This window comes from Paraflavitalea sp. (genome assembly GCF_059502485.1).
The window spans coordinates 838,816-865,198 of sequence record NZ_JCACET010000010.1 but is presented as its reverse complement, the minus strand read 5'-3'; the positions used below and the strand labels follow the sequence as shown (position 1 = coordinate 865,198).

The window sequence follows — 26,383 nt, the reverse complement described above, 5'->3', positions numbered from 1 at the left end:
ATTATGCTCCTTTATAAACTAACCGTGTAAAGAATTTACCATCGATCACGAATCCACCATACTTTGCATCATAAGGGGCTGTTGGTTTGGCCGCCAATACTTCCTCAAGCGATTTACCCTGCTTTTTTAAAGCTGCTATTGTAGCGTGTATTGCAGACAGCATTTCATGGAATTCAATCAGTTGCTGCCTGTTTCCGATCGGGCCGTGTCCCGGGATCACGATGGTTTCGTTCGTTGTACTGTCCATATTCATTTTTGCCGCCTTGATCATACCGGTGATGCTCCCGCCGGTTGAGTAGTCAATGAAAGGGTAGTATCCATTCCAGAATGTATCGGCTACGTGCAGGATATTCGCATGGGGGAAGAAGATGGAGCTGTCTCCGTCTGTGTGAGCAGGTGAGTAAGCTTTTACTGCAATCTTTTCTCCGTTGAAATAGTGTGTATGTTCAGTCTTGAAAAGGGTGGTGGGCAGCCCTCCTGCTGCAAGTGGCGGGAACGTATAGTTCCAATCATCCACTCTGGTGGTTGTTGAAAGGTGTTTGCGGGTAATGTCCTGGGCGATGATCTTTGCACCCGCCTTGTGCAGCCACTCGTTCCCGCTTGTATGGTCGAAATGCCAGTGACTGTTGATGAGGTATTTGACCGGCTCCTTACTTACACTGTTAAGTGCTTCCAATACGTTCGGCCTGGAGACGCCAATACCTGCATCGACCAGCAGTTTACCTTCAGCCCCGGTAAGAACGGCTATATTGCCTCCCGATCCTTCCAGCATGCTGATGTTGCCGCGCAGTTTGGTAACATTGATCCTGGCTGTCTTTGCAGCATTGGTGATGGTGATTACCGGGCTCTCCGCCTGTGCAAAGATCCGCTTTGGAGATACGCAGCACCCTGCAGCCAATATTCCCATAGAACTTATAAAACGACGACGGCTGATCTCGTTTGATTGTTGACCTTCCATAATTTACTACTTTTTTTGTCGTAGTAAATTTCAGGAAGGAGAGTGGGAAAGTAAAATCATCCAAATGATAACTGCTATTAGTATTCTTATTATGTAGATGACACCTTCAGAGAGCTTATCCGCCGTTTTCTATATTCTTTTAAAGAGGCTGACGATTTCCTTGAACCTGTCAAAGTTTTTTGGGTAAGTTGTGGTTGTGGCTGTAAAGTCAATCCAGATGTAAGCAGTACTTGTCTGCGTTATTATGTAGCAGCAGTCATAAATCTTGCCTCCTTTTAATAACTGGGTTTTATAGGATTTGCCCAGTTCTTTAAATGTTGTCAATTCTTTTTTCAGGAGCATTCTATGCTGGCTCTGATTGCTCCACTTGGGAGATTCACCTATACTATAATCTTTAATAACCCAGTTCTCAAAATCGTCTATGCTTTTGAATTCAGTTTTGTTGAAACATTTAAAGACCAATGCATTCTCAATTGAGTCTACGGGAGGGAACGTTCCGCCAAACAAATTAGGTGGTGTCTCTCTTATATGCCACCATTTGGGTATAGTTATTTGAAAGCCATACGTTGAATCTATGTGAACAATGGAGTCCCGGCCTGAGATCTGTTCCAATTCGATTAAATAAACTGGCAGATTTATATGCTTTGTTTTGTCTATGGGTTGGGTCTGTGCAAAACAGCAATGTGTTACTAAAAGAAGAGTTGCAAAGAATAAATGTCGCTTCATGATGAGGGCTTTGATAAGATGATGCAGTAAAACGAGGTTTTGCATAAGATTACATTCAATCTGCTTAAAATGTGTGAAAATTGCCATGCTTATACCATCCAAGTCTTGATTGTTCCATCATAGGAAGCACTGATTATTTTGCCGGCATCCAATTGCTCAATGGCTTGTACAAAGTTCTGATGTTCTAATTCGGCACGGAGTTGTCCGTCAAAACGCCAAAGCTTTACTTTGTTGTCTTCTCCACCAGTTGCTATGGTAGCAGCATCGATGAGTTTTATTGTTCTTATAATGCCACTATGCGCTCTAAAAGTTGCCAGGTGTTGCTGTTGATAATCCTGTCCCAATGTGCGTATGGCGATCTCGCCTTTCAAATTGCCACTGATCAGCCGTTTGTTAACAGGATCGAAGGCCAGGCTTATTACCGGATCGATATCCGTAAATGTGGCAAGCAACTGGCCACTTTCAATATTCCATATTTTAATAGAGCAGTCTTCAGAACAGGAAGCAAGTGTATGTTCATCCAGTTTTATCACTTGCCAAACCCAGTTGGTGTGTCCGGTAAGAGTTCGTAGAATGGTTCCTTCGAGGTTTGCAATGTGGATCATATTATCGCCGCTGCCTGATGCAAAAGCCTCGTCGGAAATGCGACACAAGGAAAGGACAATGGCCGTATGGATCTTTATTTTTCGTACTGCCTGGTAATGTTTCCAGACAATAATGTATTGATCTCTTGAGCCTGAAATAAAGGTGTCGTCAGCCATTTTCTCAATACAGAGAATGGAATTCTGATGGCCGCTAAGAGAATGCTTTTGTTCCCCTTTAGTGGTCCATGCTTTAATGCTGGTATCCCTGCCGCCGCTTAAGATGGTATCATCGTCAAATTTTAGTAATGACCATATATAGCCCAGATGGCCGGCAAAAGGCTCCTTGTTTCGCGGAATGCCGGAAATTCTTGCATACAGGATGTCGCTTCTCAATACAAATTTTTCACCTGCTGACAGTACTTCGCCTTCATGCCACACATTGTGATCGAAAACGATGAGATCGCCTTGTTGCGGGATATAAGTTGCCCATACCTCACTATCTTCTTTTGTTTTGTAAAAGAGTGTCCTGCCTCCCTTGAATTCCGAAGCGCCATTCAGGTAGATCATAAAGGTGAGCTTGGACTGTACGATATCACTCCGGTAATGAATGCCATCAAGATGCCGGTGGAAATACTGGTTAGCGGCATACTTGCAAAACCTGAGCCTGGTATTCAATGCTTGTAGCTGCCAGGTGCCGGTTTCGGACTGAATAGCGGAGTCGGTTTCAATCGTCTCTGGCAGGTAAGGTTTAACCTTTTGAAATAGTTGATCTGCCAATGCTTCATTATCGATCACGAGCCGGTCGTTATTTCTGTAATAGGTAGGGTAGTTCGAATTGGCTTTCTGAAATGAGTTTTTGATGTCGGGCCTTAATAAAGCTTCGCACTCCGCTTGTGTGAACAAGGAAGATATTACAAAGCAGGTAAAGGTCGAATCGGGCAGGATATGGTTTACGGATATTCCGGGGTTCATAACTGAGAATTTTGTTACACGCTAGTAAAGTTAACAGGTTGCAACAATTGCGCAAACTTCCTGTAATTGGTCGCATTTACCCCTTGTTCAGTTGATCTTATTATTCCATTTTCGCAATTATGAAGCTTCTTCTTACTGCCGCTGGCATCAGCAACACCAGCATTCACAACGCGCTGGTTGACCTCTTGGGAAAGCCGGTTTCCGAGGCGAGCGCTCTTTTTGTTCCTTCCGCGATTTACGGCATACCCAACGGCGCCAACATTATACGGGGAGTGATTGATGGCTCGTTAGGCGATCCTTTTTGTAAAATGGGTTGGAAATCGTTGGGGATACTCGAGCTCACCGCACTACCCAGCATTAAGCAGGAGCTATGGGTGCCCATGCTGCTGGAGACCGACGCCTTGCTCGTTGGAGGCGGCGACTGTCAGTATTTGACCTACTGGATGCAGCAATCCTCTCTGTCAGACATCTTGCCGTGGCTGGTAGACAAGATCGTGTACGTGGGTTTAAGTGCAGGCAGTATGGTTGTGACGAGTTTCGGAACAACCTACGGCAGGCATATGCTGCCAGTGGAAAGCGCTAAATCATTGGGCATTTTTAATTTTGCTATACATCCCCATTTAGATCACGAATGGTTTCCGGAGAATTCTATGGTCAACCTGGAAAAGCTGGCTGCTACATTACCCATGCCGTCCTACCTGATAGATGATCAGACTGCCATTAAATTAACCGACGACGGTATCGAGGTCATTTCCGAAGGAAACTGGAAGCTGATTATGCCTGATAACTCAGGAAGGTAGTATTGTAATTTGAAGAGTTTTTGATTGCTAAGAAGTAACTTCAGTCCTCATTAACGATCGAATATATGAAAAGAATTGGATGTCTAATGATAGCGTGTGCAATGGTGTGTAATAGCATAGCACAGCGGCAGAAGCCCAATATCATCGTTGTACTGGCAGATGATATGGCTTTTTCTGATATCGGCTCCTATGGCGGCGAAGTAGGTACGCCGAACCTGGATGCGCTGGCAAAAAATGGTATTCGTTATAAACAATTCTACAATGCGGCGCGCTGTTGTCCTACACGTGCATCGTTAATGACCGGTTTGTATCCCCACCAGGCCGGGATGGGTTGGATGGCGGCAGCCGATCTGGAAACCACGCCTGCGTACCAGGATAACCTCAACAATCAATGCGTTACCATTGCCGAGGTATTGAAAACGGCCGGGTACAGCACGTACATGACAGGAAAATGGCACCTTACCAATGAACGTAAGATCGATGGAGAGGTCATCGAAAGCTGGCCACGCCAACGTGGCTTCGATCGTTACTTTGGCATTATACCCGGCGGCGCCAATTACTATACCCCTGTACTCTACAGCAATAATGAAAGCTGGAAAGCACCCGATAACTTTTATCTCACCAACGCTATATCCGATACAAGCGTGCGTTATATAGAAGAGCACGTGAATAGCAGCAACAATCCTTTTTTCATGTATGTGGCCTATACAGCGCCGCATTGGCCATTACACGCTTTGCAAAAGGATATCGACAAGTATAAGGACAAATACAGGATCGGCTATGATAAACTGCGTCAGCAGCGTCTTGCCCGGCAAAAGCAGATCGGACTGTTTGCTCCCGGCGTGCCACTGTCGCCCCGCGACAGCACAGTGCCGGCGTGGGATGATCTGCCGCCTGCCAAACAACAAGAGATGGCCATGCGCATGGCCATTTATGCCGCGCAGATAGATGCCATGGATCAGGGCATCGGGAAGATCGTTGCCAAGCTGAAAGAGAAAAACCAATGGCAGAACACACTCATCTTCTTTATGAGCGATAACGGCGCCTGTGCCGAATTCATCAGTAGCGGCAAAAGCAAGGAAGTGGATGGCACGGAAGAAACGTTTGAAAGTTACCGTATTCACTGGGCCAATGCAGGCAGCACGCCTTTTCAGCAATACAAGCACTATACACACGAAGGAGGCATTGCCACACCGCTGATCGTACATTGGCCAGCCGGCATCAGCCGCTCGCTCAACAATACTTTTATAAGTGGGTACGGACATGTGTCGGATATCATGGCCACCTGTGTAGAGGTCGCCAATACCACTTATCCGGCAATCTATAAAGGCAATAAGATCGTGCCTTTGCAGGGCAAAAGCCTGGCGCCTCATTTTGCTGGCAAGTCAAACAACCGCGGCGCCATTTATTGGGAACACGAAGCCAATATCGCTATGCGAAATGGCCAATGGAAACTGGTGGCCAAAACGCCTGAGAATACGTCATTCAAAAAAGAAAGCCTCGAATTGTACGATATGCGGGCCGATCCGAATGAACAACGAAACCTGGCCACGCAATACCCCGGGCGTGTAGACAGCATGTATACTGCCTGGACAAAATGGGCTACAGACATACAGGCTTTTCCTTTGGACACCCGTGGTTATGGAATGCGCATGAGTGCATACAGGCGTACGGTGAATGGTAGCTTCGATGACAACCTGGGTGGCTGGAATATCAGGAAAGCCCCTGATATGAAAGGAACCATTACCATTGACACGACAAGCGCTGTTACCGGAAAGAGAGCTGCACGGGTCGATATTACCAGTCCCGGCGCCAGGCCGGCAACGCTATCGTTGAACTGGCCTTTCCAGGCAGTGAAAGGAGAGGAGTTTATCGTTAAGTTAAAAGCGCGGGCCAGCGGCCAGGCCTCCTTTATTGTGCGGCTGGAAAAAGCCGATGAAGGAGCTGACAAGGTGATCGACCAGGTGATGAATGTCTCTACACAGATAAATGAAGGGAATTACCAATCTTTGCAGATACCCGAAAATGGGACCTACCGCATTGCGCTGTACTTTGGAACAACGACTGCCAACACCCGTATATGGATAGATGATGTAGAACTGGTGGCAATGAAAAAATGAACAATCTCATCCCTCATTGCCCCCTATCATTTCAATTATAACGTTACAGATGAAGTACGCTTTTGCCGGATGCCTTGCGCTTCCAGCATTTCACCGATCCGGTTCACCATATAAATAGAAGCTTCGATCTCATCCTTCCTGATGGCAACACTTTCAACATTGAAACCAAAAGGAATAGACCGTGCAGAGCAAAATGCAATAAGTTCAGCAGCGATGTCCAGGCAAATGCCGACAGACCGTCCCAGCATATCCTCAGCCTTGGTCAGATCCTCCTTCACATAGTCGGGCAGATGAATGCCCAGCCAGTCCATAAAATCCATGGTCCTCGCCGAGCCGCAGGCAGTAAGCGTGAAAATGATCGTAGGCGTTGCAGCACCCTGCGCTTTACAGGTATCTTCCAGGTCCTCAATCATTTTCTTGGCATACGCCAAATTAAATACACATTGAGAAATGAAATAAGTAACGCCACAGCCCGCCTTTTCAAGTACCCGCTTATCTTCATCCTTCAGCACCGCATGCCTTTCCGGAATAGTAACGGCGCCCACGGCAGATGAATCCTTATGCTTGCTCCATAGCTCGTAAGCTTCCGTCAGCGTTGTTTTTACGGCAAATCCAGGTGTTGGAACGCCCACAAACACAGGGTAGAACCCATGCTTGTGAAGACCATCCAGCCAATCCGATAACTCATCCTTTGAAAACTTTCCCGCAGGACGGTAAATGATCTTGGGAATGCGCAGGTCCTGAAGATAACCGCTGGCAAAGGCAAAAGGGTCCATAGCAGACATATACGGGAATGGCCTTTCCACTGCAGTACGCGCAGATTCGTCCTGCACGTCATAAACGATAAGCGCATCGATGTCCAGCGGCATCAACCTGGCAATCGTCCTTCCTGCGATCTCCGCGATCCGCTGAGGGTCAGTTTCGGTTATCTTGGGCGGCGTAATGCCGTAAGTTAAAATACCGGATTGACCGGCCTTGATCTTGTGTAGGAACATATCTTATTGTACGAATTATCGGTATAACTGATTAACCTCCATTCACGGCCCACAAATGCCTCCGCCATCACAACCGCATGGCTTTTGCCTTAGTCGCGTGCTAAGATATTCGTTCGGGAGCGCTTCTCCAAACGCAACTTGCTGATAAAGAATGGCGGGCAAAGCCTTTGTTTCAGCCACTTATTAGGGAACAAATGTATATTTAAAGATTTATTTTCTTTAGTTAAGTTAATATTTGGGATAAAAAACGCTAAAAAGCTAATTTAGCAGCAAAATTTGCTGTTACAAGCACAAAATCGATACCTGCTAAGAAAATTATTCTATGGACACACCTTTAGACGATATAGACATGCGCCTGTTGAAAATGCTCGGCGAGAACTCCAACGTGACAATGAAGGAGTTGGCAGCAAGCGTAAACCTGTCTCAATCACCCATCTTCGAAAGAGTAAAAAGATTGGAAGCAGAGGGCTATATAAAAAAATACATTGCGCTGATAGATGCGGAGAAGTTGAACTATGGCCTCATCGTGTTTTGCAACATCAAGCTCAAACAGCACAATAAAAGCATTGGCCGTAATTTTGTAACAGATATCATGAAACTGAAAGAAGTGGTGGAATGCTATAACATATCAGGCGACTTCGACTTCCTGTTGAAAGTGCTTGCCAAAGACATGAGACACTACCAGGATTTTGTATTCAATAAATTAGGAATGGTAAAAAGCATCGGAAGCACACACAGCACATTTGTGATGAGCGAGAATAAACATTCCTATAATATAAATCTATAGGCCATCATACGCTTACGTTTCCATATACCTCCTTAACCGGCTCTTCTTCTCAAACGAAGGCTTACTTTGCTCTGCGAGGCTTGCAGCCTCGAAGTTTTATTTTGTGGCTTTCAGCCACCTCTTCTTACCTAACCACGCCTTAAGACTTCGCCCATCTGAAGCCCCGACAGCCCCTCGTAAAGGTGTTCCCATTGCATCCATAATGCCCACAATAAAGTCATCTGTTTCAGCCGGCACATCAACCATTATCTCATCAACAACACGATCCACATCATTCATTACAATTTCACGCACAACTCTTTCTTCCACCACTGCAATCGTAATGTCTCTTACTGTTTCAGACAACATCTCAGGCAATAAACAAGGAGCGCAAGTCCTCTTCTTCGCCACCACCAGCTGCACAATAGGTGTGTCGTCCTCAACACAAACAAGGGCGCAAGCCTGCTGCTTAACCTGTCGTACAGACATCCGTGCGCTATTCTTGTCAATACCGCTGATATTCCTTTTCTCAACAACACGCGAACCAGCCGCAACTCTCGTCACCTCCACAACCTTTAACACCCCGCCACGCAGCATACGTTCCTTCCCATCAACTACTTCGTAAAACACGATCCCTGCGGTGTGCAGCATCACTTCTCCCGGCTTACCAGCCAGCTGATGCTTCAGTTGAAAAGCGGCCATCTTCTTGCCCAGTGGCAGTAATTCACTCTCAGCTATATGAAACGAACAACGCTTCTTATCGAAGTTCACAGACCCGGCACACGACACGATCCGGAAATGCGTCGCCTCCTTGGGAAATACCCGCTTGTGCCGTACCATGCAACCCGGCACCGACAATTGCACCTGCCCGGTAGCCATATCTAACGCATGCGAAAGCTTCACCGGCAACGCAATATCCAGGCTCAAATTTTGATTGTAATCGAACCCTTCCAGCAACTGCAGATCACCTTTGTTCACACAACGTTCTCCCCAGCCACTTTCGGTATCCGACATCGCCACTTCGTGCAGCTGCTTGTTCATATAGCTTACCAGCTTCGAATGCTTCACAGCTTTGACCGTGTAGCCCAGCACCCGCCGCAGCAGGGTAGAGGCCGCCACCGCACCGCCAAATTCAGCCGCATTACGCCGTGTATTGATAAATTTTTTGTGCTTGAGTACCTGCTTCCGGGTGGGACCGGTTTTGCGTTGCAGGATATCACCATCTTCAGTCTTGCGCCCGCAGACATCATCGAGGAGGCCGCGAAATTTGATAGGTCCAAGTTGTTTTGGCATAGTATATGGATTTTATATAAACTTACGTCATTGTACAGCCCAAAACAACAGTGCCGGCAGAGCAGGGTACGATCCACCGCATAAAGTCTCATATCACGTCACAATTTTTTTAATTTCTTGACTTTAATCATGCACGCAATGGTGCAACATGGATCATCACAACAACTACCGCAAAGACACAAGCCACCTACATCGATGCGCAGGACAACCATATCCGGTGCATAACGGGGCCATCAGGTTCCCATAGAGCTCCTATGGTACAGCCATAGCTCAGGCATAGTACTCTCCCGGCAGAAGCATGGTAGAAGTATGGTAATCGTAGGCTGATAGTAGGGTAATAGTAGGCTAATAGTACGCGGAGAAGGCTCAAATGCAGGCTGGACGCGGGAAAATGCCCCAAAGGCCGGAAATGGCCGGTTGTGAAAGCAGGTATAATAGATTGAAAGACATTCCTTAATAAGACCAGATAACAAAGTAAAATGCTGCATGTCCGCAGGGAGAATAAGCTGTTTACTTCCTCGGCAGCGAATTGAAATACTCCATAGGCGACACATTGAAGTACTTCTGAAAATTACGGCTGAATAGGCTTTGAGAGCTGTAGCCCACCATTTTGGAGATCTCGAATAAGGAATATTCGTTCTCAGCGATCAGGCCGGCGGCTGTTTTCAGCCGGGTGATGTCGATCAACTCTTTGGGTGATAAGGAAGAGAGCGATTTTATTTTGCGGTAAAAGGTAGTACGGCTCATAAACATATGGTCCGCAAGCATGTCTACCTCGATATTGGGTTCTTTGATATTGGCCTTTATATACTCGTCGAGTTTGCGCAGAAAGGCCTCATCCGTTTTGGAATGCGCCATTACAGCCACATCGTCGAAAGGCGAACTGGCAAAATGTTCTTTTATTTTACGGCGGTTCTTCAGCAGGTTCACAATTTGCACCTGCAATAATTCCGTAGAGAAAGGTTTTTGAATGTAGGCATCTGCCCCAACTTCCAGCCCCTCTATATGTGCTTTATTGGTGTTCTTGGAGGTCAGCAGGATGATCGGAATATGGCAATACTCCACATTCGATTTGATCCGCCGGCACAGTTCAAACCCATCGATCCCCGGCATCATGATGTCCGAAATGATCAGGTTGATCACTTCGTTATCCAAAATGGTCTGGGCAATTTCCCCATTGGCGGCAAGATGCAGTTTATAAGTACTGCCCAAAACCACAGATAAGAAATCCAGGATATCTTCATTGTCGTCGATAATAAGGATACTGTCAGTCATACTACTCTATTTTTTTCCAGCTGCTTAATTGAAATTCAAATTGCTGATGCACCGGCATCCGCAGTTCGAAAATAATGGAATCCTTTTCTGCAGAAACCAGTTGCAGGGTCCCGCTATGCAGTTCAGTAAGCGATCGGGCCAGCGACAGGCCAATGCCGGTTCCAGGTTTGTTATTACCACGCACCCGCACGAACGGCTCGAACAATTGTTGCCTGTATTCTTCCGGAATAGCTTTCCCGTCATTGATAAAATGGATCGTAAAATATTCGTCGGAGCTTTCTACGGCAGGTATGCGTACCACAGCGCTGGAGGCCGCATATTTTACAGCATTCGATACCAGGTTGGTGCTGATCTTAATGAAAGCCTCCCGGTCCACAAAAGCAAAGAAAGGGTGGGCGGGCAATTCGGTTTCCAATGCAATACTATTGGCCGCAGCCTGTTCTTTAAAACCGGTCACGATGTCGCTGATGACGGCCACAATATCTGTTTTTACAAAGCTTAAACTAAACTGGCTCGCTTCAGTCTTCCTGAAATCCAGTAGCTGGTTCGTCAGCTCCACCAGCCGCCTCGTATTCTTTTCGGCGATCGTCAGGCTTTTATTCGTTTCTGCATCCTCCTTCCCCAGTTTCTTGCGCAGCCACTCTATAGGCCCCGCAATAAGCGTAACAGGCGTTTGTATCTCGTGGGTGATATTGGTGAAGAAATCGATCTTCGCCTGGTACATCTCCTTTTCCTTTTCGTATTCAAAAAGTTGTAGCTTCCGGAGGTTCTTTCTTTCCAGGGACTGACGATACAAACGGGTGGCAAAATAAACACCCGTAGCAAGTAGCAGCACATACAAAATATAGGCTGCGTCACTTTTCCAGAAAGGAGGATTAATGATGATCACCAGCTTTCGTTCCTGACCCACCCAGCTGCCAATATTGCTTTCAGCCTGCACGATGAATTCATAACTACCATGCGAAAGATCGGTGAAGTAGGCCTTGCGGTTCGTGTTGAGATAAGTCCAGGACCTGTCCAGCCCTTTCATTAAAAATTTATAGCGCGTCACTTCGGGCGAGGAAAAGTTGAGTGCCGCAAACTCGATACTGAAATTGTTTTGGTGGTAGTCCAGCACCATGGTATCCGTGTACAGGATAGAAGTGTTGAGCGGGCTGTTGGCGGCGCCGGGTGTCACTTCCTTATTGTTGATCTGGAAACCGGTAATGTAAGTGGGAGGGCTTGCTTCCTGCTGGTCGAAGGAAGCAGGATCGAACGCGATCATGCCTTTCACCGAACCAAAATACATTCTACCATCCTTGTGTTTATAAGCCGAGTTATAATTGAATTGATCGGTGATGAGTCCGTTTGCCTGTGTATATACTTTTATTTCATCAGTGGCGATATTCAGCCGTATAAGCCCCTGGAGCGAACTGATCCATAAATGTCCGGCATTGTCCTCCAGCATGCCATATAATACATTCGTGGGTAGTCCGTTTTTTGTAGTATACCGCGTCTTGTTTTTCCAGTCGGCACTTAATTTGATCAATCCGCCGCCGGTAGTGGCGAACCACAACGCGTGATGACTGTCTTCAAAAATATTATAGACAGCAAATTCATTGATGTATTGCTTGTTCACCGTATCTCCAAACCGGAAGCTGCCGTGCGCGCCCGTTTTGGGATTATAATAGAAGGCCCCCTTGTTCACGCTTCCTGTCCAGATATTACCTTTGGAGTCTTCGAATATGTCAAAAACATAAGAGTTGTAAGGTATCTCTGGAATAGGGCTGAATGTTTTGTGTTGTCGGTCATACTCCAATAAGCTCGAACCGTGATAAGCAGCGCCCACCAATAACCGGTCTTCTCTTGTACGGTAGATATTAATGACAAAATCACTGCTCTGATCATTCTTGTTGCCGATCAGCTTAAACCGGTCTGTAATGGCCCCGGTGCGCGTGTCCATGATTTCCATGCCATGAAAAAAGGGGCCAATGAATAGCTGATTGTCCCATGCCAGTAACCCGTGTATATTAGGATACGAGATAGCGCCCTTTTTGCCGGAAGCAGCATAATGGGTAAACTGACCGGTTGCCAGATTCAGCTTGTTCAGGCCGGCATCTTCTGTTCCGATCCAGAGATTATTGTTGCTGTCTGCACATATTTCCCGCACAGCCTCGCCGGAGATGGAGTTGACGCCCGGTATAGGATAGAATTTTTCAAATCGGGCATTTTCCCTGGAGCAATAGTTGATCCCGCCAAAAAAAGTGCCGGCCCACATACCACCACGATTATCCTTGCGAAGAATGTAAACAGCATTGTCTGTAATAGCGTAAGGAGTTCCATACTGTTTTTGAAAATTCTTGCTAACGTTATGCTCCAGATCGTAAATGTAGAGTCCGGATTCTGTAGCCACCCAGTAAAGCCCATCATTGTCTACAGCAATATCGCGAACGTAGATAGCACTCTTGTCAGCGCGAAGAGATAATGACCTCACTTCACCGGTTTTCGTGTCGTAACTTTTTAGCCCCTGCGTAAAGCAGCCTATCAGTAGCTTGTTGTTGTTGATCGGGTATATTTTAAAGATCGACCGGGCATTGACTGGAAGTTTTTTATCGACGATCGTGATCTTAGGGCCGTTTTCTTTTTTTTCGGAGTTGTATAGGCTGATGTTTCCATCATTATCTCCTACCCATATGTTCATTTCTGCATCAAAGGCAATGCAGGAGGCCGGCATGTTGAGGTTCTCGACCTTGTTTTGAGAAGGGGTATATTTGTAAAGCGTGAAATTGATCTGGAACCACAAATTGTTATTGCTGTCTATGAGCAGGTTGTTGGTAAATTCTTTAGGTACTGCTTCAATTTCAAAGACAAGTTCTTTATAAGGATCATATTTGAAAAGACCTTTGCCCGTTCCAATCCATATCATCCCGTTTTTATCCTCAGCAATGGTATTGATGATATTATTACCTATGCGACCAAATTGATCTTTGGAATAGGTACATGTCTTAAAAGTATATCCATCAAAACGGTTGAGGCCATTGCGTGTGCCGATCCACATCAGCCCCTTGCTATCCTGCAGGATAGCAGTTACGGCATTGTGCGTCAGTCCATCGCCCACCTGGTATTGTTTAAAATAATATTGGCCCAGGCAGGTCGATGCAGCAAGCAGCAGTAATAATCCGGCAGTGACGATTTTATACAACAAGCGCATATTCCTTCAGTCAAATATATATAAATCGTAGTTACGATACTTACCCGCAATTTTTGACACGATTCTGCTAAATATTGAACAACCGGTTTGAGACGGGTTTATTTATTTTGGCCTGTGTGGCTATACATGCTGCCACGGATGCTCAATACTAATAAAGTAACATGATACGATTGTTTTTGTCACTGACATTTTGCTTGCTTGTCTTCTGTAGTAATGCTCAGCAATTGATTCTTCCCGGAGATCACCCCGATCCATCGGCCGTTAAAATAGGCAATGAATACTGGGTGGCAGGTACCACCTCCAACTGGTTTCCCGCTTTTCCCTTATACCGCTCCAACGATCTTGTAAACTGGAAGCCGTCAGGCCATGTGTTTACAAAAATGCCCGACTGGGCCGATTATTACCTGTGGGCCCCCGAGATCACGTACGATAATGGTAAAGTATACCTCTATTATGCAGGACATAAAAAAGGCGGTAATCTTTGTATTGCAGCAGCTGTAGCAGATAAGCCCGAAGGCCCTTACACAGATCTTGGCCCGCTGATGTGCGAGGCGGCTGGTTCCATAGACGCTTTCCCCATGCGCGATGAGAAAGGAAAGCTATACATGATATGGAAAGAGGATGGCAATAGTGTGGGCAAGCCTACACCTATCTGGGCGATGGAAATGAAAGAAGACAGAACCGCGTTGATAGGAGAGAAGAAAGAGCTTTTCCGGGCTGATGCGGCCTGGGAAAATAACCTGGTAGAAGGCGTTTCGATCATAAAGCGAAACGATTATTTCTATGCGTTCTATGCGGCAGCCGCCTGCTGCGGTAAAAAATGTAATTACGGAACAGGTATTGCAAGAGCAAAAAGCCTGCTGGGCCCTTGGGAAAAATATCCGGGCAACCCGGTGTTGGCTGAAACTGCCGAGTGGAAATGCCCCGGCCACGGAACACCCGTTGAAAAGGACGGTAAGTTTTATTTCATTTATCATGCCTATAGCACCGGTAGTAGTGCCTACGGTGGAAGACAGGGCTTGCTCAACGAGTTTGAATTTACCAATGATGGATGGATCCGTTTCACCAACAACAGTAACTATGGTAAATCGAAAAAGGCCGGAAAAATAGTTGATCAGTTCACCAGTCCACAACTTGCCGGCGGCTGGCATTGGAGTGTTTTCCAGAACGTACAATACACGATCGCCAACAAAACCTTACAGCTACAGGCGCTTCCTTCCATTTCCGGCGCTTACCTCGGACAGTCTATTCTGGCAGAGAATTATTATGCGACCGTAACCGTACAAAAAAGCTCCACATCGCAGGCAGGACTTGCTTTGATTGGGGATGATAAGAACATTATATACGCCGCAGTTGATAGCTCCATCATTCGTTTAATACAGGTGAAAAAAGGAGAAGCATCCGTCATTGCGGAAGTGAAGATCGATAAACCTTCGAATGTGAGCATAAGAGCAGTTGTAAAAAACAATACCCAGGCCACGTTTGCATACAGTACAGATGGCAAACGGTTTATTGAACTCAATAGCAATGCTGCCGATATCTCTTACCTGCCACCATGGGACAGGGCCGTTCGTGTAGGACTGGTGTCAAAAGGCTCCGCAGAAAAAACAGCCATCTTCAAAAACTTCACCCTGGCCAATTGATGAGCTACCAAATAAACCTTGCATATGAAACGATTGCTTTACCTATCTATCCTGGGCGGTGCCTTGCTGAGCATTGCCTGCAAAAAAACGAAATCACCTGACGAAAAAAAAGAAGAGCCTGGCGAAAACCAGTCAGTCTTTATCATTGACAGCACCTTTACAAACCCGGTATTGACAGGCGGCGCCGATCCCTGGATCATACAAAAGAACGGCACCTATTACTGCACCTATACGCAAGGAAGCAAACTGGTGCTACTGGCTGCAAAGAACGTATCGGAACTCGCTTCTGCTACCCGCTACGAAGTGTGGACACCACCTGCCGGCACCATGTATTCAAAAAATGTTTGGGCGCCCGAGCTCCATGAAATAAACGGTAAATGGTATTTCTATTTCGCAGCCGATGATGGGCCCAATGCAAACCACCGGATGTATGTGGTGGAGAATACTTCATCAAATCCCACAGAAGGTACCTGGGAATTTAAAGGGCAGGTAGCAGATGCCACCAACCAGTGGGCTATTGATGGCACTATATTGAACTACAAGGGAAAGCTATACATGTTGTGGTCAGGCGCCCATACCGGAACAGCACCACAAAATATTTACATCGCCGAAATGAGCAACCCCTGGACCATTTCCAGTCAAAGGGTCATGATCGCTGCACCAACCTATGATTGGGAAAAGAAAGGCAATGCGATCAACGAAGGGCCGCAGGCGCTCCTCAATCCGCAGGGACGTTTATTTGTTATTTACTCCGGTAGTGGATTTTGGGAAGATGGATATTGTCTGGGCCAGCTTACGCTAAAAGAAAACGGTGATCCCATGAATGCGGCCGACTGGACAAAAAAAGCCACCCCTGTGTTTTCCATGAGGGCAGGAAGCAGCGCTTATGGTCCGGGCCACAACGGTTTCTTTAAATCGCCCGATGGCAAAGAAGATTGGATCATTTACCATGCCCGCGGTGTTCCCAATGGAGGAGATGCAGTGGCAAGGACGCCAAGGATACAGCGCTTCACCTGGAATGCAGATGGATCGCCCAATTTCGGCGAACCCGAACCCCTCGAACTGACACTAAGGCGGCCTTCCGGAGAACCCATTCGCCTCATCTATACGAAAACGAAATGGTCCATTCCCGGGTTCAGCTCAGAAGAGATCAACAACAGTCGCCTCGCCACCCGCCTGATCGATAATTCCCTGTCCACTTATTGGATCACCCGGTATTCAACCGATCCCACAGACTATCCCAGCCATTGGATCTCGGTAGATATGGACACCACGGCCAGCGTCGATGGATTCATCATTTCGCAGAAAGCAGGCGACCGCAAAATAAAAGAACTGGAAATACAGATCAGCACAAACAATAATACCTGGGAAAGTGTGGGCGTGTATACGCTCAATAATATCGATCTGTTGAAACAGTATGTCAGCCTGCCACAACAAAAACAATGCAGGTACTTTAAGCTTATTCCCGTTTCAGGTCATGATGCCCAAAAACAACCTGGTTTGGCAGAAGTATCGGCCTTCAGGTTTAAAAATTGATTGCCATGTATAAAAAGTTATTGATAGCGCTGTTATTGCTTCCTGCCCAGTTGTTGGTTGCTCAAAAGAACAGCCTCACTAAATTCCCTAAAGGTTATACGCCCGAAGAAGTCGGTAAGCGGATAGCTTACCGTTTTATAAATGCCAAACATGCGCTGCATGCCGGTAAATGGATCAGCTATCCCGAAACATTTTATTGGAGGGGTTCGCTGCAGTATGCAGCATTGACCAGCGATGCAGCATTGCTCGATTCGCTGGAGAAAAAGTTTCAGCCACTGTTCACAACAGAAAGCGCCTTGCTGCCCATTAAAAACCATGTGGACCTGAATATGTTTGGCAGCCTGCCGTTGCTGCTTCACCAGATAACGAAAGATAATAAATACCGGGAGCTGGGAATGCCCTATGCCGATACGCAGTGGGAAGTGCCTGAAAATGCGAAACCACAGGAAAAGGCATGGGCTGAAAAAGGCTACTCCTGGCAAACCCGTCTTTGGATCGATGACATGTACATGATCACCATTGTACAAACACAGGCATATAAAGTGACAGGCGATGTAAAATACATCGATCGTGCAGCTAAAGAAATGGTGTTATATTTAGATACCCTGCAACGTCCAAACGGCTTGTTCTACCATGCACCCGATGTGCCATTCTATTGGGGGCGTGGCAATGGCTGGATGGCTGCAGGCATGGCCGAATTATTGCGGTATTTGCCTGCCAATAATCAGTACCGCCCGCGAATCATGGAAGGCTACCAAAAGATGATGAAAAGTCTGAAAGATTTTCAGGCGCCGGGAGGCATATGGAATCAACTGATCGACGAAAAAGATAGCTGGGCAGAAACCTCTGGTTCTGCTATGTTTACCTACGCATTGATCACAGGTGTAAAACAAAAATGGCTCAAAGAGAAGGAATATGCGCCTGTAGCCCGCAAAGCCTGGATGGCATTGGTACCATATGTAGATGAAAAAGGCGCTGTTTCAGAAGTATGCGTAGGCACCAACAAAAAGAACGATAAACAATATTATTATGATCGGCCGCGCAGCAAAGGCGATTACCATGGGCAGGCAGCTTACACCTGGTGCATTGCAGCGCTACTGGAAAAATAAAATCGTATAGGGAATGGGGCATCTGAAAGACAGAAAATGGATCATTGTTGTTGCCTTGCTGCTATATAGCGTTGGGGCTGCCCCCGTTTTGTATGCACAGGAGAAGCCCAACATCATCATATTTCTGGCCGATGACCTAAATCAGCAGGATATAGGCGCGTATGGCAACAAACAGGTGAAAACGCCCAATATGGACCTGCTGGCTGCAGAGGGTATGCGTTTTACAAAAGCCTATGCCGCCTCACCCATGTGCACGCCTTCGCGCAGTGCCATGTTCACAGGTTTGTATCCTTTCCGTAACGGTGCACAGATGAACCACTTCACCGTCCATGCCGGCACTAAAAGTTTACCACATTATTTGCAGGCAGCAGGCTATCGCGTAGTGATCTCCGGCAAGATTCACATGGCGCCATTGGCTAACTTCCCCTTTGAGCACATCGGAAAAGAATTTGGTCAGTACGAACCCGTCGAAAACAGGCTCGACCGTAAAAAGGAAACCGTCAATGCTATCGAATCACATTTCAAATCAGCTGCTGCACAGCCACTTTGCCTCGTGGTAGCGCCTTGGGTGCCCCATGTACCCTGGTTTCCCAACAAAGACTTTGATCCTGCTAAACTGGACCTGCCGGAATACCTGGCCGATACCAAAGAAACCCGCCAGGCGTTGGCTGCCTATTACCAAAGTATTGGCGAGGCCGATAAAATGCTGGGAGAGGTAATGAACGCCGTAGACAGGTCCGGCAAAAAGAACAATACGGTGTTTATATTTCTCTCCGACCAGGGAGCACAGTTTCCCGGTGCCAAATGGACGGTCTATGATCAAGGCTTAAGAGTGCCTTTGATCGTGCGCTGGCCCGGCAAAACAAAACAAGGTTCAGTGTCCGATGCGTTGGTGTCGTTAGTGGATATTACCCCCACACTGATTGACATGGCAGGCGGCCCTAAAGTAGATAGCCTCGATGGCCGCTCTTTCAAGGGAGTATTATCAGGCAAAACGACAAAGCACAGCGACTATGTTTTTGCCGAGACGTCTATGGAGCCTCACTTCTGGTACAATTATGTTCCTGCCAGATCGGTGATCACGGCCGACGGATTCCATTACATTAAAAACTATCACCCGGGTCTGCGTTTCATTACCCATATCGACAAAGTAGAGTGCAATGAATTCTATTTCGACTCATGGGTGGAAAAGGCTACGGCTGACGCTAAAGCAAAGTTTTTGATCGATCGCTATAGTTATCGTCCTCCGTTGGAATTATATAACCTCAATACCGACAGGGTTTCGTTCAGGAACCTGGCGGATAGCCCTTCTTACCAAAGCAAGTTGAAAGCCATGCAAACATTGCTGGAAAAAGAACTGGCACGACAGGGTGAAACGCAGGCCAGTATATTGGAAGGAACCTTGCCAAAGTTCTCCTATAGGAGCTATACCATTGCTCAGTACGGCAGCGCTATGGACCTGTCGTTCAACAGAAAGATGTGGAATCCAGACACCTTGCACATTACAGGTTACCTGGAAAATATCAATGAAGGTGGTATTGTTTGCGACTACTTAAACAACTTCCGGTTGTTTGCCTATCATAATCGAATAGGTATCAGGCTGGCAGATGGAACGATAAAGGAAAGTGAACTTTTAAATACTACAGCAGGTCCTGTCTGGCTCACGCTTTCAGCCAGTGGGGATGTAACGCTACGGTTCAATAACAACATCATTTTAAATACAACCATCAAAGGTGATCTTACAAAGATCAAAGGTGGGTTCGTGACCTGTGGTAAACTACAGGGACAGGAACTTACCGGGCGCATGCAAACCTATCACGGCAAAATAAGTGACCTTAGGTTTAGCATGAATACACTACTGAATACTCCCTAAATGACTGGTTTTCTTACCGGTCTTTTTATTCTCCTCTTTCGAAAACGTTTTCGAAGCCGGCATGCTATGCCGCAATCCCAAACTTGGCACGAATCGACAAAAGGTTGAAAAGAATGTCTGATGGATGTTCTTTTCTTTTACAATCAGGAAAAAGTGTTCAAACGATTGCATCTGCATAGCCTGTGAAACTGAACTGGACTGACTGCTATTAATGATCCTTCCGTTTGCTACATCTCCTTATTTAATTTTCTTCTACCTATAACACTGCTATGCGAACATCTAAAAACGATTGACTATTATGAAGAGGAATCCCCAACAAATCAGGGAAGGCCACGCCTTTCCGTTGTACATGTCTCGAATGCTACCGAAACTATGTACGTTTCTTTTTTTAGCACTGCTTTCATTGGGCGTTAACGCACAGGAGAGAACCGTCACCGGAAAGATTACCGACTCGCTCGGTATCGGCGTGCCGGATGTTACCGTTGCCGTTAAGGGTTCAAAAACGACGGTAAGGACCGATGCACAAGGCGCCTTCAGTATAATGGCGTCTACAGGTGCTACTTTAGTCTTGTCACACGTGAGTTACGTTGGCAGGAATGTAGTAGTACTGAGCAACGATCCCCTGTCCATTACTATGCAGCAGGCTGCTACCGCTTACGATGATGTGGTGGTGGTAGGTTATGGCAGCATGAAGAAAAAGGATCTTACCGGCGCTATCACCCAGATCAAGCCTGATAAGATCGCCAACGAAAATCCCAAGACAGTACAGGACATCCTGCGTGGTACACCCGGTGTGCGCGTAGGCTTCGATCCTTCCGCCAAAGGTGGCGGTGGCATCGAGATCCGCGGACGCCGTTCTGTGTACAATGATGGCGGGCACAACAACCCCCTGATCGTATTGGATGGAATGCTTTTCTATGGAGAGCTTTCTGAGATCAACCCCGATGACATCGAGCAACTCGATATCTTAAAAGATGCCTCTGCCACGGCTGTTTACGGTTCTAAGGCCGCGAGTGGTGTGATCCTCATACAGACTAAAAAAGGAAAATCGGGCAAACCTGTCATTACCTCTACAATGAACTTTGGCGCTACGCAAAAAAGTATTATACGGGAACGCTTTACGCCCGATGAATATCTGCAACACCGCCAGGATTGGTTTACCAAAAATACCTACGGTGTTAACCCTACAACGGGTGCTTACGAAGCATACCAGTCTGGAGTATATACCAACAGACCAGGCTATTTTTCAAGGCCCGATCAGCTGAAAGGTGTTTCCATCGATCAGTGGCGTGGTTATACCACCAATACGGCCAATGAATCTGACCAGAGCATCTGGGCCCGCCGTTTGGGTTTTGCCGGCAACGTCTTGCAAAACCTGCTGGATGGAAAAACGACCGATTGGACTGATAAAACATTCCGTACCGGCCTCAATTACGACCTCAATACCAGCGTCAGTGGTGGTGGCGACAGAGTAAACTACTACTTCTCCATGGGCTACCTCAAAAATGAAGGCGCTGTAGTAAGTGACAATTACCGGGCCGTGCGCTCCAACTTTAAAATTGACGCCAAGGTCACCAAATGGTTTGAAGTAGGCGCCAACATCAACTTCCAGGACCGTTCCGATGGTAACATCGATATCGATATGGACCAGATGATGCGCAACAGTCCGTATGCCGATTATACAGATGCAATCGGTGGCCCTATACAATTTCCGCTGAGCGGCGAATTCAGCCAGCGTGGCTACAACTACGATTTCCAGAAAAAATACCTGGAGCTGGAAAAAGGATATACAGTACTGAATACGATCGTGAATGCCAAAATAAAACTGCCATTCAACATCACGTATTCATTCAACGCCTCTCCACGCCTGCAGTTCTTCTACGACCGTTACTTCATGTCGGCCGACCTGCCTGGTTCCGACCCCAAGACGAGGGGAGCCAACCGGGAGCAATCCAAACGCTTCAACTGGTCGCTCAACAATACCATCAATTGGGACCAGCACTTCGGCGATCACCACGTGATGGTCACCCTGGTACAGGAAGCAGAAGAACTTAAATCCTGGACCGACCGCATCGAGGCACGCAACATCCTGCCTTCTGATGCCCTCGGCTTCCACAATAGCAAAAACGGTAGTAAAGAGAACAGCTCTTATTCCAGCACCGATTCCCGCCAAACGGCTGATGGTATGCTGGCCAGATTGTTCTACTCATACGATAACCGCTACATGATCACCACCTCTTTCCGTCGTGATGGTTATTCAGCGTTCGGTACGTCCAACCCATACGCCTATTTCCCTTCTGCCGCGGTGGCTTGGACCTTTACCAACGAAAAGTTTTTCCCCCAGAGCAGTGTGCTGAGCATGGGTAAACTGCGTTTCTCTTATGGAGAGAACGGCAACCGGTCACTGGCCGATCCGTATGTAGCACTGTCTAACCTTAGCGAAGGCGCTGGCAAAATGCAGGGATATCTGAACGCAGCCGGTCAACAGCAATTATACCGCTACCTGTATGCCGACCGCCTGGCAAACCCCAACCTCCAGTGGGAAACCACCACGTCGTACAACATCGGTCTTGACTTCGGTCTCTTCAAAGATCGCGTCACCGGTAGCCTGGAGTACTACAACATGAAGACCAACGACATGATCATGCTGCAGCGTATCCTCAATGTTACCGGCTTCAAGGAAATTATCACCAACCTCGGTCAGGTCGATAACAGCGGGGTGGAACTGACGCTCAGCACCGTAAACATGCGTAAGAAAAATTTCCAGTGGAATACCACCCTGGGCATATCCTACAATAAGAACCAGATCACGCACCTATATTATGACCAGGAGAATGTACTGGACGCCAATGGCAACGTGATCGGCACCAAAGAAAGAGATGATATCAGCAATGGCTGGTTCATTGGTCAGTCCATCGGCGCCATCTGGAACTATCGCGTTACAGGCATCTGGCAGGCGAATGAAGTAGATGAGGCTAAGAAGTATGGTCAGGTACCTGGTGATCCCAAAGTTGCAAATAACTATACAGCCGATGATGTCAAGAATGCCAATGGTACCGTGACGCCGGTCTATAACGACAGAGATAAGGAATTCCTCGGTTCTACCATCGCACCCTGGCAGTGGTCTATGCGCAACGAATTCATCTTATGGAATAACCTGAATATATCCTTCAACATTTACTCCTACATGGGCCATAAGAGCCTCGCTGGTGAATACCTGAATAATGACGATGATGGTGGTCGTATGGCCTACGGCATGGCCAATCTGCCTGCCAAGACATACTGGACGCCGGAAAATCCGACCAACGAATTCGGACGTATCGAAGCCAAGGGGCCTACTGGAGCAGCAGGAGCCAATAAGCTCTATGACCGTTCCTTTATCCGCATGGATAATATTGCTGTAGGCTACACCCTGCCAGACCAATGGACCAAACGTTTTACCGTAAACAAAGTCAAAGTGTTTGCTACTGTGCGCAATGCCGCTGTGTGGGCCAGTGACTGGAAAAACTACGGTGATCCTGAAACAGGCGGATGGGCCTCAAGGGTATACAACCTCGGTGTCAACTTAATTTTTTAATGAATTAGCGTGAATGATATGCAACATATGAATAAAAAGCTGAAGCGTGCCTCCAAAGGCGTAACCCTGCTGCTGAGTGGAATGGTATTGTTGAGCGGGTGCTCCAAGAAATTTCTGCAACCTGATCCGTTATCGTTCTACGAACCAGGAACAACATTCAATACTGAAAATGGATTGGTAGCTGCCATGGCCATTTGCGACCGCCATTTGAAGGCCTACTGGGCCACTGACCACAACGAAATGTTGACCCTGGGAACGGAGTATCTCTTCTCCGAAATGATGGTAGCCGCTGCCACGGATAAGCGTAACATGTTGTGCGATGTAGCCAACATGCTGACGCCTACCAGCGAAACCGTTTACCAGAATCTCGACAGGACCAACAGCATCTGGTACCTCTGGGAAGAGACGTACAAAGGAGTTATGTACGCCAACACCATCCTGCAATATGTAGATGGTGTACAGAGCCTGAGCGAAGCCACCAAAAATGCGTACAAGGGCAGGGCTTATTTTCACCGCGCCTATCGTTATATGTGCCTCACGATGGAGTTTGGCGACATCCCGCTGGTGACCACGCTCGTGAGCGTACCCAAGCAAAACTACCGTGCCACCAAGAAAGATGCTATTCTCCAAATGCTCACCGCCGATATGGAGAAAGCTGTAGAATGGGTGCCCGATCAAAAAGACATGCCCCTTGTCGGTATGATCAACAAAGGCGCCTGCCGCATGTTGCTCGCTAAATGTTACCTGGCAACCGGTCAGTATCAAAAGGCAAAAGAGCAAATGGATATCCTGATCAACCAGTCAGGCTATTCCCTGATGCAAAACAACTTCGGCACCTTCAACACAGGTGGCGAAGCGAATACATGGACCATTACCCGTAACGTGATCTGGGACCTGCACCGTCCTGAGAACAAACTGATCGCTACCAACAAGGAAGTGATCCTCGGTATGCCCAACAGGGGCGCAGATGCGGAAGCGTTCATTCAAATGCTCACCATGCGTATCCTGTATCCATTTGTATTCGACACCCGGATACAGACCAGGGATGGCAAACAGGCCCTGTTGAACATTCGCCGCAATGATGCTGCCAACTACAACAATAAGTACGATTACATGCGTGCATTTGGACGGGGCATTGCTACTTTCCGTCCCTCCAGCTTCTCCACCAAAGACATGTGGGTTGTAAACGGAGTGATGGATGCGGACGACCTGCGCCATAGTTCAGCGACAGGCAACTGGATCCGCATGGAAGACTATAAGGTCAACAACAAAGCTTCCACAGAATTCGGCAAACCCCTCACCTTGTACAATCCTGGCAATGGTGCCTTGCTTTGCAGCGACACCATTCGCCGCTGGTTTGATGTGCCCCATTATAAGTTTTTTCTCAACGACCCCGTCAATGAAGCCAATATCGCGGGCTCTGATGGTTTGCGTGGCGCTACCAATGGCGGTAATGCTGATTGGTACTTATATCGCCTCGCAGAAGCTTATCTGCTGAGGGCCGAGGCCAAGTATTACCTCAACCCGGGCGATGGATCGATCAAGGATGACCTCAATGCCGTAAGACAAAGAGCGAAATGCGCCCAACTGTACCAGGGAGCTGTGACCATCGGCGATATCATGAACGAGCGCGGCCGTGAATTGTATTGGGAAGAATGGCGCAATGTCGAACTGAAACGTGTTTCACTTTGCCTGGCCCGTAGCGGCAAGCCTGATGAGTGGGGTAATACTTATTCACTGGAGAATTATGACAAGCAAGCTGGAACAGACAATGCAGGTGGTAGCTACTGGTACCAGCGTATCGTGCACTACAGCATGTACAACAAAGGCCCGATCCAGATCAATGCCACTGGTAATAGCAATCCCAACTATACCATGGATAAAAAGAACATGTACTGGCCCATCCCTTATGCCGCCATTACGGCTAACATCAAAGAGAAGTTGTGGCAAAACTTTGGCTATGATGGTTATGATGCCAGTGCTCCCAAATGGGATAAGTGGGAAGACGCCGTTGCAGATGAAAAAACAAAATAGTTAGAGTTAGCATAGCAAAACACCCTGGCAGGTGGGAGGGAGCACAGCAATGTGTTCCCTTTTTTATACAAATACTTTTAAGGGTGCCTCATAATGTTCTTTTTAAAAATTCTTACAGTTAATATTTTTCTTTCATGTAAGCTTCCATCTCTGCTGCTATTTGGATCATCTCTTCTTCTTCAAGTATCGTTTTGTCTACTATTTTTAGCGCTTCTACGATATTTCTCGCATAATGCATTTTGACAGAATCCAATAAAGGTTTCAAGTCATAATGGATAATTTTATAATTGTCTTTACTTGAAAAGTCTTTTTTATTATAGCTTACAAATATTGAGTTAGGGTATTGTGTAGGAAGGTCGAATATTTTTACACCGTTTGCCTTAACAAACTCTATAGCAGAGAACAGGATGCAGGCGTCTGCGGTATTGTTTCTGTTATTTATGAATGGAGCTCTGCCGGCCAACGACCAAGTTGTAACATTTTTACGCACATTGTCTGATATATCAAATTTTATTGCCTTGTTCAGCAGTTCCTCAACGTCCATTATGTGTTTTCGGTTTTCTTCAATCTCATCCTCTATTTTACTCTCGAGATTTGATTCCAAAGATGAGAGTTCTTGGATGTGCTCTTTGTCTAGATATTTAGACATTTCTTTGAGCTGCTTAACAAATTCATCTCTTTTTGCTCTTAATTTGTTTATATAACTGAATGCTACATCTTTATTGCGCTTCCATTCCGCATAAATGATGTGATTAGCCAATAAAATAATCTTATTCTTTTCGATAAGTTGATGCAACTTTTTTAGCAAAACAATATGCTGACTGTGAAATGTTTGGTTTTCGGGATCTTGGCTGTTTGCTAGATAAATCCATTGATTCGTGTCTAGTATCAAGATTGTCTTTTCAAATAGCATAGTATCAATTTTGTGCCTG

General features: G+C 46.7%; 17 protein-coding genes. 9 read left to right on the top strand and 8 right to left on the bottom strand.

All coding sequences use genetic code 11. The annotated features are described in order from the left end of the window. Position 1: 1 nt before the first annotated feature. From AC5JBY_RS20805 to AC5JBY_RS20795, 3 genes are all read right to left on the bottom strand, one after another. A complete protein-coding gene (locus tag AC5JBY_RS20805; protein WP_495906578.1) occupies positions 2 to 958 on the bottom strand; it encodes an MBL fold metallo-hydrolase in 957 nt (318 codons plus the stop codon). 129 nt (positions 959 to 1,087) lie between these two features. After that, positions 1,088 to 1,684, bottom strand: coding sequence for a hypothetical protein (locus AC5JBY_RS20800; protein WP_495906577.1), 597 nt, complete (start codon positions 1,682 to 1,684; stop codon positions 1,088 to 1,090). An 89-nt stretch (positions 1,685 to 1,773) separates the two neighbouring features. Continuing rightward, positions 1,774 to 3,240 (bottom strand): 2OG-Fe(II) oxygenase, encoded by a 1,467-nt coding sequence (locus AC5JBY_RS20795; protein ID WP_495906576.1) that lies wholly within the window; start codon positions 3,238 to 3,240, stop codon positions 1,774 to 1,776. A gap of 119 nt (positions 3,241 to 3,359) precedes the next feature. Between AC5JBY_RS20795 and AC5JBY_RS20790 the strand changes: the two genes are divergently transcribed. Continuing rightward, complete coding sequence (locus AC5JBY_RS20790; protein WP_495906575.1) at positions 3,360 to 4,040, top strand: Type 1 glutamine amidotransferase-like domain-containing protein; 681 nt, start codon at positions 3,360 to 3,362, stop codon at positions 4,038 to 4,040. Positions 4,041 to 4,105: 65 nt separating this feature from the next. Further along, entirely contained in the window at positions 4,106 to 6,160 is a 2,055-nt protein-coding gene (locus tag AC5JBY_RS20785; RefSeq protein ID WP_495906574.1) for an arylsulfatase, read from the top strand. A 35-nt stretch (positions 6,161 to 6,195) separates the two neighbouring features. On the opposite strand, the gene AC5JBY_RS20780 is transcribed toward AC5JBY_RS20785, so the two are convergent. After that, entirely contained in the window at positions 6,196 to 7,155 is a 960-nt protein-coding gene (locus AC5JBY_RS20780; protein ID WP_495906573.1) for a methylenetetrahydrofolate reductase, read from the bottom strand. Positions 7,156 to 7,477: 322 nt separating this feature from the next. Here AC5JBY_RS20780 and AC5JBY_RS20775 point away from each other — a divergent pair, with 322 nt between their 5' ends. After that, a complete protein-coding gene (locus AC5JBY_RS20775; RefSeq protein WP_495906572.1) occupies positions 7,478 to 7,942 on the top strand; it encodes an Lrp/AsnC family transcriptional regulator in 465 nt (154 codons plus the stop codon). Between the two features lie 96 nt (positions 7,943 to 8,038). Here AC5JBY_RS20775 and AC5JBY_RS20770 read toward each other — a convergent pair whose 3' ends face one another. The 3 genes from AC5JBY_RS20770 to AC5JBY_RS20760 all read right to left on the bottom strand — a co-directional run bounded on the left by AC5JBY_RS20770 (position 8,039) and on the right by AC5JBY_RS20760 (position 13,679). Continuing rightward, complete coding sequence (locus AC5JBY_RS20770) at positions 8,039 to 9,214, bottom strand: hypothetical protein (RefSeq protein ID WP_495906571.1); 1,176 nt, start codon at positions 9,212 to 9,214, stop codon at positions 8,039 to 8,041. 510 nt (positions 9,215 to 9,724) lie between these two features. Then, positions 9,725 to 10,489: a response regulator transcription factor gene (locus AC5JBY_RS20765; RefSeq protein WP_495906570.1), complete on the bottom strand. Its 765-nt coding sequence runs from the start codon at positions 10,487 to 10,489 to the stop codon at positions 9,725 to 9,727. Between the two features lies 1 nt (position 10,490). Next, positions 10,491 to 13,679 carry a ligand-binding sensor domain-containing protein gene (locus AC5JBY_RS20760; protein ID WP_495906569.1) on the bottom strand — a complete coding sequence of 1,063 codons (3,189 nt, stop codon included), beginning with the start codon at positions 13,677 to 13,679 and terminating at the stop codon, positions 10,491 to 10,493. Positions 13,680 to 13,840: 161 nt separating this feature from the next. On the opposite strand from AC5JBY_RS20760, the gene AC5JBY_RS20755 reads away from it, so the two are divergent. The 6 genes from AC5JBY_RS20755 to AC5JBY_RS20730 all read left to right on the top strand — a co-directional run bounded on the left by AC5JBY_RS20755 (position 13,841) and on the right by AC5JBY_RS20730 (position 25,451). Then, on the top strand, positions 13,841 to 15,322 hold the full coding sequence (locus AC5JBY_RS20755) for a family 43 glycosylhydrolase (protein WP_495906568.1): 1,482 nt from the start codon (positions 13,841 to 13,843) through the stop codon (positions 15,320 to 15,322). A gap of 24 nt (positions 15,323 to 15,346) precedes the next feature. Continuing rightward, positions 15,347 to 16,858 (top strand): family 43 glycosylhydrolase, encoded by a 1,512-nt coding sequence (locus tag AC5JBY_RS20750; RefSeq protein ID WP_495906567.1) that lies wholly within the window; start codon positions 15,347 to 15,349, stop codon positions 16,856 to 16,858. Between the two features lie 5 nt (positions 16,859 to 16,863). Beyond that, positions 16,864 to 17,967, top strand: coding sequence for a glycoside hydrolase family 88/105 protein (locus AC5JBY_RS20745; RefSeq protein ID WP_495906566.1), 1,104 nt, complete (start codon positions 16,864 to 16,866; stop codon positions 17,965 to 17,967). Positions 17,968 to 17,980: 13 nt separating this feature from the next. Continuing rightward, the gene (locus tag AC5JBY_RS20740; protein ID WP_495906565.1) at positions 17,981 to 19,840 is read left to right on the top strand and encodes a sulfatase family protein; all 1,860 of its coding nucleotides are present in this window, start codon (positions 17,981 to 17,983) and stop codon (positions 19,838 to 19,840) included. Between the two features lie 358 nt (positions 19,841 to 20,198). Next, positions 20,199 to 23,417 carry a SusC/RagA family TonB-linked outer membrane protein gene (locus AC5JBY_RS20735; protein ID WP_495906564.1) on the top strand — a complete coding sequence of 1,073 codons (3,219 nt, stop codon included), beginning with the start codon at positions 20,199 to 20,201 and terminating at the stop codon, positions 23,415 to 23,417. Between the two features lie 27 nt (positions 23,418 to 23,444). Then, the gene (locus AC5JBY_RS20730; RefSeq protein WP_495906563.1) at positions 23,445 to 25,451 is read left to right on the top strand and encodes a RagB/SusD family nutrient uptake outer membrane protein; all 2,007 of its coding nucleotides are present in this window, start codon (positions 23,445 to 23,447) and stop codon (positions 25,449 to 25,451) included. 118 nt (positions 25,452 to 25,569) lie between these two features. On the opposite strand, the gene AC5JBY_RS20725 is transcribed toward AC5JBY_RS20730, so the two are convergent. Then, positions 25,570 to 26,364: a PIN domain-containing protein gene (locus AC5JBY_RS20725; protein ID WP_495906562.1), complete on the bottom strand. Its 795-nt coding sequence runs from the start codon at positions 26,362 to 26,364 to the stop codon at positions 25,570 to 25,572. Positions 26,365 to 26,383 lie beyond the last annotated feature (19 nt).

Bases quoted from the DNA above. Each gene is read 5' to 3' on its own strand.
- AC5JBY_RS20785 (WP_495906574.1), top strand. From the start codon at position 4,106: ATGAAAAGAATTGGATGTCTAATGATAGCGTGTGCAATGGTGTGTAAT.
- AC5JBY_RS20735 (WP_495906564.1), top strand. From the start codon at position 20,199: ATGCTACCGAAACTATGTACGTTTCTTTTTTTAGCACTGCTTTCATTG.
- AC5JBY_RS20745 (WP_495906566.1), top strand. From the start codon at position 16,864: ATGTATAAAAAGTTATTGATAGCGCTGTTATTGCTTCCTGCCCAGTTG.
- AC5JBY_RS20760 (WP_495906569.1), bottom strand. From the start codon at position 13,679: ATGCGCTTGTTGTATAAAATCGTCACTGCCGGATTATTACTGCTGCTT.
- AC5JBY_RS20795 (WP_495906576.1), bottom strand. From the start codon at position 3,240: ATGAACCCCGGAATATCCGTAAACCATATCCTGCCCGATTCGACCTTT.
- AC5JBY_RS20770 (WP_495906571.1), bottom strand. From the start codon at position 9,214: ATGCCAAAACAACTTGGACCTATCAAATTTCGCGGCCTCCTCGATGAT.
- AC5JBY_RS20800 (WP_495906577.1), bottom strand. From the start codon at position 1,684: ATGAAGCGACATTTATTCTTTGCAACTCTTCTTTTAGTAACACATTGC.
- AC5JBY_RS20755 (WP_495906568.1), top strand. From the start codon at position 13,841: ATGATACGATTGTTTTTGTCACTGACATTTTGCTTGCTTGTCTTCTGT.
- AC5JBY_RS20805 (WP_495906578.1), bottom strand. From the start codon at position 958: ATGGAAGGTCAACAATCAAACGAGATCAGCCGTCGTCGTTTTATAAGT.
- AC5JBY_RS20780 (WP_495906573.1), bottom strand. From the start codon at position 7,155: ATGTTCCTACACAAGATCAAGGCCGGTCAATCCGGTATTTTAACTTAC.
- AC5JBY_RS20750 (WP_495906567.1), top strand. From the start codon at position 15,347: ATGAAACGATTGCTTTACCTATCTATCCTGGGCGGTGCCTTGCTGAGC.
- AC5JBY_RS20765 (WP_495906570.1), bottom strand. From the start codon at position 10,489: ATGACTGACAGTATCCTTATTATCGACGACAATGAAGATATCCTGGAT.
- AC5JBY_RS20730 (WP_495906563.1), top strand. From the start codon at position 23,445: ATGAATAAAAAGCTGAAGCGTGCCTCCAAAGGCGTAACCCTGCTGCTG.
- AC5JBY_RS20790 (WP_495906575.1), top strand. From the start codon at position 3,360: ATGAAGCTTCTTCTTACTGCCGCTGGCATCAGCAACACCAGCATTCAC.
- AC5JBY_RS20740 (WP_495906565.1), top strand. From the start codon at position 17,981: ATGGGGCATCTGAAAGACAGAAAATGGATCATTGTTGTTGCCTTGCTG.
- AC5JBY_RS20725 (WP_495906562.1), bottom strand. From the start codon at position 26,364: ATGCTATTTGAAAAGACAATCTTGATACTAGACACGAATCAATGGATT.
- AC5JBY_RS20775 (WP_495906572.1), top strand. From the start codon at position 7,478: ATGGACACACCTTTAGACGATATAGACATGCGCCTGTTGAAAATGCTC.